The sequence below is a fragment of the Sphaerochaeta sp. genome, from assembly GCF_050178175.1.
GTDB lineage: Bacteria > Spirochaetota > Spirochaetia > Sphaerochaetales > Sphaerochaetaceae > Sphaerochaeta.
In genome coordinates, this window is record NZ_JBFXGH010000077.1 from 1 (window position 1) to 10598 (window position 10598).

Below are 10598 nucleotides of genomic sequence, written 5' to 3' on the forward strand. Positions count from 1 at the left end.
GCTTATATGCAATTATGGGCAGACTGGGAATTATCAACACCCGGGGAGGACTAATCTTTGCATTACTTGCAACACAGGTTCCTTTCTGCATCATCCTGATGGCAAGTTTTTTTGCAAATATTCCCAGGGATATCGAGGAAGCTGCTTTTGTTGATGGGGCTGGCCGCTGGAGAATTCTCTTTACCATCGTCACACCCTTGGTAAAATCAGGGTTGCTTGCTGTAGGTATCTATGCATTTCTCATGACATGGGACGATTACCTTCATGCCGCAACACTTATACAGTCTGATGAGCTGCGCACATTGTCGGTTGGAATCGCCTTACGGTATCTGGGAGAACTTTCCTATGATTGGTCGTTGGTGAATGCCATCTCAATCATCGGGACCATACCGGTAGTGTTACTGTTCTTCTTCTTCCAGAAATATATGATAAAAGGCCTGGTTGCAGGTGCTGTGAAAGGTTAGAAATAGGAGACATATATGCCCAGACAGATAGTGTTTATTATGACCGATACTACAAGAAAAGATATGCTTGGTTGCTATGGGGATGCACGTATGAAAACCCCCAATCTGGATAGTTTGGCACAGGCTGGAATTCGATACAATGCAGCATATGATTGTCAACCGGTATGCGGACCAGCGCGCTCAGCATTGTTTACGGGAACGTTTCCTCATTCAAATGGGGTTGTTTCCAATAATGTTCCTCTAGGGCTTAATGTGAAGACATTGGGACAACGTCTCAGTGATCAAGGGATCAAAGCTGCATATACGGGAAAATGGCATCTTGATGGAGGGGATTATTTTGGTTTGGGGATCTGCCCGGAAGGGTGGGATCCTGAAGCCTGGTATGATATGCACAATTATCTCGAGGAGTTGAGTGACAAGGACCGCATGCGCTCAAGAAAATCTGAAACAGCCTATGATGAGAGCTGGAGTGAAGATATGACCTATGCTCACCGAGTCTCAAATAAGGCAATGAGTTACCTGGAAAAGCATGAAGAAGAGGATTTCTTCCTGGTCGTCTCTTATGACGAGCCTCACGGTCCCTGTATTTGTCCAGCTCCATTTAATACCATGTATGATGGGTTTTCCTTTGACGACAATCCAGCCTTCCATGACAACCTTAAGACGAAACCATTGCTCCAGCGATTATGGGCTGGGAGTGATCTGGAAAAGAGTTCAGAGGAGCTACGAAAGAGTTCAAAGATGCTTTCCTTGTTTCTTGGCTGCAATAGTTTTGTTGATTATGAGATAGGGAGAGTTCTTGACCAGATACAAAAGGTCGCTCCAGATGCGATGGTAATCTTCACCTCAGATCATGGCGATATGCTTGGATTCCACCACTTGCAGGCAAAGAATGCTGCCTTCTACCAGGAGATAACCAATATCCCATTGCTGATAAAGCCTGCAACATCCAATGAAAGGAACCAAGGGGTTGTTGTGGATTATCCAGCAAGCCATATCGATATAACTCCGACGGTTTTGGATTTCTTTAACCTTCCCATTCCAAAATTACTGGAAGGAAAGAGCATGCTCGCCCAGATTGATAATCCTGAAATCAGGATCAATGATCATGTGTTCTGTGAGTTTACCAGGTATGAGGTGGATCATGATGGGTTTGGTGGCTTGCAGATGATGCGGTCCATTACCGATGGACGTTGGAAGTTGACCATCAATCTGATGGATATTGATGAATTGTATGATCTGGAATCTGACCCGCATGAAGTGGTGAACCGTATCGGGGATGACTCCTGTCGTGATATACGGAATCGCCTTCATGATCTTCTGGTTGAGCATATGGATGAAACTCGTGATGTATATCGAGGATACCAGTGGGTGGCCCGTCCTTGGAGATCTGATAGAGTTCCAACTTGGCAGAATAGTGGACTGACTCGTCAACGCGAAAATGAGGAGTATGAGCCTAGACAGTGGGACTACGATACAGGGCTTCCCATGGAGGAAGCCGTTCGAGGCAAGAAACTGTATGATGTGAAGCATTGAACAAGGGTGTTCGGGGAATTAACGCCTCATAAATTCTTTTTAAGGGTTCTTGTCTATAATTTTAATAAAGGCTATACAATAACCAATGGATACACGCAGAGCACACCTTACCATGATGATCAAGCCAGCTTCAGCTGCGTGCAATCTTCGCTGTGACTATTGCTTCTATTTTGATGAGGCAGATACCCGAGAGGAGGGTATTCGTCCATTGATGAGTCACACCGTAGCAGATGCAATCATCACTAAGTGCTTGGAAACAGCAAAACATTGTTCCTTTGCATTTCAGGGTGGAGAACCCTCTCTAGCGGGTCTTCCTTTCTTTGAATACTTTGTGAGCAAAGTTGCTTCAAGCAAGAAGGAAGACTCCCTGGTTACCTATGCATTCCAGACCAACGGCATGCTGCTTGATGAAAAGTGGGCAAGGTTTTTCAGAGAACATGATTTCTTGGTAGGAGTCTCCCTCGATGGGCCTCCTCGGCTCAATGACTTTCATAGAAAAGATAGGGACGGGGGGAAAAGCGGTAGGAGTGTGTTGCAGGCCATCTCGCATTTGAAAAGGAAGGGGAGAAGTTCAATATCCTGAGTGTAGTCACCAATGAATTGGCACAGAATATCGGCATGGCCTATCCTTATTTCGTGGAACATGGACTTGTTTACCAGCAGTACATACCTTGTATGGATATGCTGGAGGGAGGGAAACAGTTTCTCTCTGCCTCCGCTTATGGGCAGTTCCTGAAGGATCTCTTTGATCTCTGGTTTACTTCCTACCAAGAAAAGAAGCCTGTCTCAGTCAGGTTCTTTGATAACCTTGTTGGGATGATAGCCGGCTATCCCCCTGAGGCTTGCGATATGGCTGGAGTATGCTCTATCCAGTACGTTGCAGAAAGCAATGGGGACATCTATCCCTGTGATTTCTACTGTCTCGATTCGTACTGCCTCGGTAATATCGTGGAAGATGAAATTGTATCGCTTGACGAGAAGCGGACTACCCTTCGATTCATTGAGGATTCTCCCAATTCAATTGATGATTGTGCTTCCTGTCCTTGGAGAGCCCTTTGCAGAGGTGGCTGTAAACGGTATCGTAATGAGGAAGGGTATCGCTTTTGTGCTTCCATGAAAATATTCTTTCCCTATGCTATAGAAAGGCTTGGATTGGTTGCAAAACAGATGCTTGCATTGTAGGAGGAGAGATGGCTGATGTGCTGATTCGTGAGCATAAGAAGAGACCAGAGATCAATCTCAAATTCTTCTTTAAACTCTTTTGGACAACATTCTCCCTGAGTCTGTTCACCTTTGGTGGTGGGTTTGTCATCATCAGTCTGATGAGAAAGAAGATGGTGGTAAAACTCGGCTGGATAAACGATGAGGAGATGCTTGATTTCATCACCATCGCCCAGTCTTCTCCCGGTCCCATAGCTGTCAATGGTTCCCTGATGGTGGGCTATCATTTAGCTGGTATTCCCGGTGCTTTGGTTGCTACCTTGGGTACCATCCTTCCTCCCATGATGATTCTGACTCTGGTCAGCCTTGGCTACAAGGCAGTGCAGGATAACCTTTGGATTGCTGCAGCCTTTCATGGAATGCGGGCAGTTGTTGCGGCCATTGTCCTGCAGGTTACCTGGGCCTTGTTCAGGCCGTTCTTGAAGAAGAAGCAAGTGCTCCCCATTCTCCTCTTTGTCCTGAGTTTCAGTGCGTTGTTTATCTTCAAGGTAAACATCATGCTGGTAATGGTAAGTATCGTAGCTTTCTCGATCATCCAGAGCTTGATCCTGCTCCAGAAGGAGAAGAAGCTATGAGTATACTTCTTACGCTCTTCTTCAGCTTTTTCCAGATAGGTTTGTTCAGCATTGGTGGCGGGTATGCGGCGATGCCTCTTATCCAAGCACAGACTGTCGATATCCATGGGTGGTTGACCGCCACGGAATTTGCCGACCTGGTAACAATTGCTGAGATGACCCCTGGTCCCATTGCCATCAACTCTGCAACGTTTGTCGGAATGAAGGTTGCAGGAATTACCGGCGTCGTGGTGGCTACTCTTGGGAATATCCTGCCATCGGTCATCATTATGTTGCTGCTCGCACATCTCTACGCAAAGTATCGGGAACAGACACTGCTCAAACGTGTGCTCGAAGGGGTACGTCCGGTAGTGGTTGCTGCCATCTTTACCGCTGGACTTTCCTTGTTGCAACTCGCGCTTGGGCACATGGGTCAGGTTGACATCTTCGCACTTATCGTATTTATTCTTGCCTTCGTTTGTTTGAACAGTCGAAAAATACCTTTGGGACCCATTGCATTACTCATTTTAGGTGCCGTAAGTGGTATCGGGTACGCTGTGGTAACACATGCGCTTCCTTAGGTATCCTTCCTCCATAGAAAAAGTCTGGTCGACAGTGATAGGAAGCGTAGAAAATTGGCATACTATGTCACGCAACGGTACTATAAGAATAAGATGTGAGAGGTTGTATGAAACTAGGAGTTATTGCAGACGATTTTACCGGGGCTGTGGATATTGCCGGCTTCTTGGTATCTGGAGGCATGAGAACACTCATGTGTGCCAAGCCTGTTGCTACAGGGCAACTTCCCGAAACTGATGCGATTGTCATGAGCCTGAAGATAAGGAGCATTCCCTCCTCTGAAGCAGTAGAGCAGGCTCTCTCAGCACTTGCTTTCCTGCAGGAAGCTGGTTGCGACCACTTCTACTATAAATACTGCTCAACCTTTGATTCAACCGAGAAAGGAAACATCGGTCCCATCAGCGATGCGCTCAGGGATGCGCTTGGGCTTTCCAGCACACTTATCTGTCCTGCGCTTCCAATCAATGGAAGAACCGTGTACCACGGTTACCTGTTTGTAGGTGACCAACTGCTCAGTGATTCTCCCATGCGTCATCATCCTCTCAATCCAATGAGGATGTCGAAACTCGCAGATCTGCTTGCGATGCAGAGTCCATCTTGCAATGGCCATGTGTATTATGACGTGGTCAGGAAAGGGGCTACAGCAGTAAAGGATCGAATTGATACACTTGAAAAGGATGGGGTGAACAACATTATCGTCGATGTCATCAACGATGAGGACTTAACTACGATAGCCAAGGCAACCGAGGATATGCTTCTTGTCACCGGAGGCTCTGGCTTGGCCCAGGGAATTGCTACAGTGAGGGCTGAATCCCTTGGAGAGAGAGGTACCGCGAAGCCTGCGTTCCTTCCTAAGAGGACAAATGCAGTGGTTATCGCTGGTTCCTGTTCAGCGATGATGCAAAAGCAAGTTGCCTACTATAAAGAGAAGGCAGAGAGTTTCAGTATTGATGAGCAAGCTTGTGTGGACGACCCCTCTTATCCTGAGACACTCGCCCAGTGGGTACTTGCCCACCAGGGAAGTACGCTTGCTCCCATGGTCTTTGCAACGCGCTCACCAGAGGAACTGCAGTATAACCGGGAGCGGTTCAAGGGAGTGGATCTGGCAGGAATCATCGAGCAGGTATTTGGAAGAATGACAGCTATACTCGCACAAGAAGGAGTCGAGACCTTTATTGTTGGAGGGGGAGAGACCAGCGGGGTGGTTGCCTCCACCTTGGGAGTTGATGCCTACCTGATAGGGGAGCAGATAGACCCCGGAGTTTCTTGGGTGCAGTCCTTGGACAGGAAGTTCCAGCTGGTATTGAAGAGCGGGAACTTCGGTTCTGAATCTTTTCTTGAGAAAGCGCAGGAGTGTTATGATGAATGAAATTGAGATGAAACGTGAGTTGGTTTCCTTCGCCTCAAGTCTCTACCAACGAGGATTTGTCGTGGGAAGTGCGGGGAATATCTCGGTAAAACTTCCTGATAATACCTACCTTGCCACTCCCTCCGGCTCCTCCTTTGGGATTTTGAATGAAGCGGAGGTGTCCCACTTCAAGGAGGATGGAACGTTGCTTGGAGGAAAGGCCCCTACCAAGGAGGTACCGTTCCATCTAGCTTGTTATGCTGCTCACAGCGAGATCAGAGCGGTGGTTCATCTGCATTCCACCTATGCGACCTTGCTTGCCAGCACCAAGGACCTCAGGGATGGCAGCCCATTTACCCCATTCACACCGTATTTTGTCATGAAGGTGAACAAGGTTGGGATACTTCCCTACAGAAGGCCTGGTTCTCCACTGATTGCAGAGGATATCCGATCCAAACCTGGGTTCTCTACCTACCTTATGCAGAACCATGGGCTGATCACCACAGGAAAGACGCTTCAGGAAGCAGTATTTGCCGCTGAGGAGTTCGAGGAGAGTGCAAAGCTCTGGTATCTGGGACAGGGATTGTATATCAGAAGACTGAGTGAAGAAGAGATGGCAGAACTGCAATAGCAACCAAGGTATCTGTACTCATAGCGCATGATTATTGCATCGTAGATAAAGAACTACAAAAAAGATTCTGTTTATTCTTGACCCTATAGTAACTATAGGGTTTATCGTGCACTCATCAAGCCGGTAAGGTGGTAGGTGATGGGTAACCAGAAACTTCTTACAAATATCCGCTCTCTCGTGAGTTGCGATGGATCTGATACGGTGTACTCCGATTGTGATCTCCTGATCGACGGATACAAGATTGCCAAGATTGGAAAGAATCTTCCTCGTGGAGACGCCGAGGTTATCGATGCAAGCAACTACATTGTATATCCAGGGTTGGTGAATACGCACCATCACTTCTTCCAGACGTTTGTACGAAACCTGGTAACCATTGATTATCCGAATCTTCTTGTGGTCGACTGGCTCGACAAGATTTATCCCATTTTCTCCCAGATTGACAGTGAAGTTATCTATTACTCGTCTCTTGTTGCCATGGCAGATCTTCTCAAGCATGGCTGTACCACTGCGTTCGACCACCAGTACTGCTATACCAAGAAGACTGGAAAGGAAGCGGTTGACCGCCAGATGGAAGCTGCCTCCCTGTTGGGTATCAGATACCACGCAGGGAGAGGATGCAATACCTTGGAGAGGGAGAAGGGGAGTACCATCCCTGGGGAGATGCTGGAGACTACCGACGAGTTCCTACTTGATTGTGAGCGTTTGGTGAAAGCATATCATGATCCAAACCCCAACAGTATGAGCCAGATTGTAGTTGCCCCCTGTCAACCGATCAACAGCTACCAGGAAACCTTTGAGGAGTCTTTGTCCTTTGCAAGGAAGCATGGTCTTAGGCTTCATACCCACCTCGGAGAGGGGGAGAACCCCATCATGATGGAACGCTATGGTAAGAGAACACTTGCCTGGGCAGAGGATATTGGGTTTGTTGGGGAGGATGTCTGGTTTGCTCATGGGTGGGAACTCCAGGATTATGAATACAAGGTAATGGCACAGACTGGGACAGGACTTTCCCACTGTCCAGCACCCGCTGTCTTGGGAGGTTTTCCCATCATCGATATCCCAGCAATGGAGAGAGCAGGCATGAATGTATCGCTTGGCTGTGATGGGTCTGCCACCAATGACAGTTCTAACCTGCTCGATTCCTTGCGCATGGCCTACTTGGCCCAGTCCTACCATAGCAAGAGCCGGAGAGGAGCCCCTTCTGCCTACGAGATGCTCAAGACTGCTACAGTAGGTGGGGCCAAGGCACTGGGAAGGGATGATATTGGTTCCCTCGAGGTTGGAAAGGCAGCTGATCTTTTTGCCATCGATGCCAATACGCTTCCACTTGCTGGAACCTTGCATGATCCGGGCAATCTCCTTGCCCGCGTGGGATATACCGGAGAGGTAGCCATGACCATGGTCGGTGGGGATATCAAATTCAAGGACGGTGAGCTGGTCGGGATTGATGAAGTACGCCTGGCTGTTCAGGCTGAGCAGGCTTGCGATGAAAGGCTACGCTCTCTATTCCCCACAATCTTCCGATAAGTAGTGCATTCACAGGGGAAACCCTTTAGAGGAGTAACGAACATGAAAAAGACATTGCTGGTAGCTTGTTTGGTTTTGGTACTCGGAACATCGCTCTTGTTTGCTGGTGGCGCAGCTGAGAAGGATGAAGCAGACGGAAAGATGAAGGTTGCGCTGTTGCTCTCAGGGCCAGCCAACGACCAAGGATGGAATGCAGTAGCATTTGCCGGTCTGAAAGAGGCAGAGGAGAAATACAATCTCCAGACTGCATATTCAGAGAATGTGGGGATTGCTGATGGAGAGGCAGCGTTCCGCGACTATGCAGCCCAAGGGTATGATCTGGTGATCGGACATGGTTTCCAGTTCGGTGAACCGGCTGTCAGGGTCTCCTCCCAGTTTCCCGATACAAAGTTCATGGCAATCGAGTCCAATGTCTACAGCGACAATGCCGCCAGTTATGTAATGGCTTGTGAAGAAGCCGGGTACCTGATGGGGATGCTTGCAGCTTCCATGTCTGAGAGCGGCACCATCGGTATTGTTGGTGGTTTTGAACAGCCTTCAATCGTCAAGGTTCTGGAAGCGTACAAGATTGGCGCCAAGGCGGTTAATCCATCCATCAAGGTACTGGAAGCATATGTAAGCAGCTTCACTGACGTAGCACTGGGAAAGGAAGCTGCTCTCTCCATGGCTGACCAGGGTGCAGACGTTCTCTCCCACTGTGCGAACCAGGCAGGGACCGGGGTGATCAAGGCGGCTGAGGAGCGCGGGCTGCTTGCAACCGGTGATTCCTATGACCAGAACTCCATCGCCCCTGATACGGTAATGGCCTCCACCATTTACAGTGTACCAGCCTTGGTCCTGACTGCAGTAGAGAAGGTAAGTACCGATACCTATGAGGGTGGGGTATTCAACCTCGGCATGAAGGATGGGGTTGTGGATATCTCAGGGTACAACAGCTTTGAGGATAAGATTCCCCAGGACGTCAAGGACCTGATTGCCTCAACCAGGCAGCAGATTCTGGATGGTAGCTTTACTGTTCCCTTGATCGAGACGCGTACCAAATAATCGTAGAATATGACGTGCTCTCTCCTAGTGGGGAGCGCGCTCAGTTTGAGGAGATGGCATGGCATTTCTGGAAATGATCAACATTGACAAGGCATTCTTTGGCAAGAGCGCCAATTCGAAGGTCAACTTGCATGTAGACCATGGGGAGATCCATGCCCTGCTTGGTGAGAATGGGGCAGGCAAAACCACCTTGATGAATATTCTCTATGGGATTTATCAAGCAGATAGCGGTTCTATTGTCCTGGATGGAGTACCCATACAGATCAAGAGCCCGAAGGATGCCATCAGCCACAGGATTGGGATGGTGCATCAACATTTTACCTTGGTTCCCACCCTGACCGTCAGTGAGAATATCACCCTTGGGTTGAGAAGTCCTGGGTATCCATTTGTCAAACGCAAACAGGTCGACGAGGAGATTCGCACTTTAAGTGAACGTTATAACCTTGCAGTCGATCCTACGGCACTGGTAAGCTCTCTCTCAGTTGGGCAGCAGCAGCGGGTGGAGATCATCAAGGTACTCTACCGGGAAGCACAGTTGCTCATACTTGACGAGCCGACAGCAGTACTTACACCACAAGAGGTGGAGAGCCTGTTCGACATTCTGGGGCGCCTGAGAGCAGAAGGCCACTCAGTCATCATCATTACCCACCATATTGCTGAAGTTCTCTCCCTAACCGACCGTATAACCGTCCTCAGGGGTGGGAAGAAGGTAGGGGACGTCAGGACAAAAGATACGAATGAAGCAGAACTCTCACAGTTGATGGTTGGGAGGAAACCCAACAGGATGGTGCGAACCAAATTGCCCTTCTCCTATGATCGTGAAGGGTTGATCGCCATTTCCATACAGGATGCTCAGGGGTCCATAGGTCCCCTCTCCTTACACGTCCCCCCAGGAAGGATTGTCGGGATTGCCGGAGTCGATGGAAACGGGCAGAAAGCATTTGCTGAGTTACTGCTCGGCATACGAAAGGTCAAGGAAGGTTCCTTGACCTTGGATGGCCAGCATTTGGAACACCTTGGGGTAAAACAACGCAGGGCATTGGGTTTTGGATATATCTCTGATGACCGCTTGCTCGATAGCCTGGTTCTGGATATGGATATGCAGGAGAATCTCCTGCTCACCCGTTTTCGTGGAGGGGAGTGCAATCATCACCACTTCATTGCAAGAAAGAAGCTTCGTGAGTTGACAGAACAGGCAGTAGAGAAATACGCAATCAAGAGTGGATCCTTGGATTATCCCGTACGGTATCTCTCGGGGGGAAACCAACAGAAGTTGATACTTGCCCGTGAACTGGATGGAAATGCGAAGGTGGTCATTGCCTGCCAGCCTACACGAGGTCTGGATGTAGGTTCGACCGAGGATGTGCACAAGACACTGTTGGAGCTCAGGAGACAAGGCTCTGCCGTCATTTTGATCTCTTCTGACCTTGAGGAGATACTGGATCTAAGTGACAGCATAGCTGTGATGTATCGTGGACAGATTGTTGATGTAATCGAGAGAGAAGGAGACGTTGATTTGACCTATCTTGGGTTATTGATGGCAGGCTTCCCTGCAAGGGGGGAGGCATGAAACGGTCTGTTTCCAATCTTCTCTCGCTCACTGTGGTAACCGGTATTGTACTGGGTGTCTCACTTCTTCTGATTGCTTTGGTGGGGAGCAGCATTCCCTCATCTCTCTCCAGTTTTATACGGGG

At 48.7% G+C, this 10598-nt stretch carries 11 protein-coding genes; all 11 read left to right on the top strand.

The features are described 5' to 3' along the window. Positions 1–464, top strand: a 464-nt coding sequence (locus AB7S66_RS08820) for a carbohydrate ABC transporter permease (RefSeq protein ID WP_428519156.1), incomplete at its 5' end; no start/stop codon positions are given. Between the two features lie 15 nt (positions 465–479). Beyond that, complete coding sequence (locus AB7S66_RS08825; protein ID WP_428519158.1) at positions 480–2000, top strand: sulfatase-like hydrolase/transferase; 1521 nt, start codon at positions 480–482, stop codon at positions 1998–2000. Positions 2001–2085: 85 nt separating this feature from the next. Beyond that, a complete protein-coding gene (locus tag AB7S66_RS08830) occupies positions 2086–2583 on the top strand; it encodes a radical SAM protein (protein ID WP_428519160.1) in 498 nt (165 codons plus the stop codon). Positions 2584–2636: 53 nt separating this feature from the next. Continuing rightward, positions 2637–3182 (top strand): SPASM domain-containing protein, encoded by a 546-nt coding sequence (locus tag AB7S66_RS08835; protein ID WP_428519162.1) that lies wholly within the window; start codon positions 2637–2639, stop codon positions 3180–3182. 8 nt (positions 3183–3190) lie between these two features. Then, the gene (locus tag AB7S66_RS08840) at positions 3191–3796 is read left to right on the top strand and encodes a chromate transporter (protein ID WP_428519164.1); all 606 of its coding nucleotides are present in this window, start codon (positions 3191–3193) and stop codon (positions 3794–3796) included. Continuing rightward, positions 3793–4356, top strand: coding sequence for a chromate transporter (locus AB7S66_RS08845; RefSeq protein WP_428519166.1), 564 nt, complete (start codon positions 3793–3795; stop codon positions 4354–4356). The genes AB7S66_RS08840 and AB7S66_RS08845 overlap by 4 nt, the downstream gene beginning before the upstream one ends. Before the next feature lie 107 nt (positions 4357–4463). Then, positions 4464–5723 (top strand): 3-oxo-tetronate kinase, encoded by a 1260-nt coding sequence (gene otnK, locus AB7S66_RS08850; protein WP_428519168.1) that lies wholly within the window; start codon positions 4464–4466, stop codon positions 5721–5723. Continuing rightward, entirely contained in the window at positions 5713–6333 is a 621-nt protein-coding gene (locus AB7S66_RS08855; protein WP_428519170.1) for a class II aldolase/adducin family protein, read from the top strand. The genes otnK and AB7S66_RS08855 overlap by 11 nt, the downstream gene beginning before the upstream one ends. A 138-nt stretch (positions 6334–6471) precedes the next feature. Continuing rightward, on the top strand, positions 6472–7860 hold the full coding sequence (locus tag AB7S66_RS08860; protein ID WP_428519172.1) for an amidohydrolase: 1389 nt from the start codon (positions 6472–6474) through the stop codon (positions 7858–7860). A gap of 42 nt (positions 7861–7902) precedes the next feature. After that, positions 7903–8904: a BMP family protein gene (locus AB7S66_RS08865; RefSeq protein ID WP_428519174.1), complete on the top strand. Its 1002-nt coding sequence runs from the start codon at positions 7903–7905 to the stop codon at positions 8902–8904. Between the two features lie 58 nt (positions 8905–8962). Continuing rightward, positions 8963–10474 (top strand): ABC transporter ATP-binding protein, encoded by a 1512-nt coding sequence (locus AB7S66_RS08870; RefSeq protein WP_428519176.1) that lies wholly within the window; start codon positions 8963–8965, stop codon positions 10472–10474. Positions 10475–10598 lie beyond the last annotated feature (124 nt).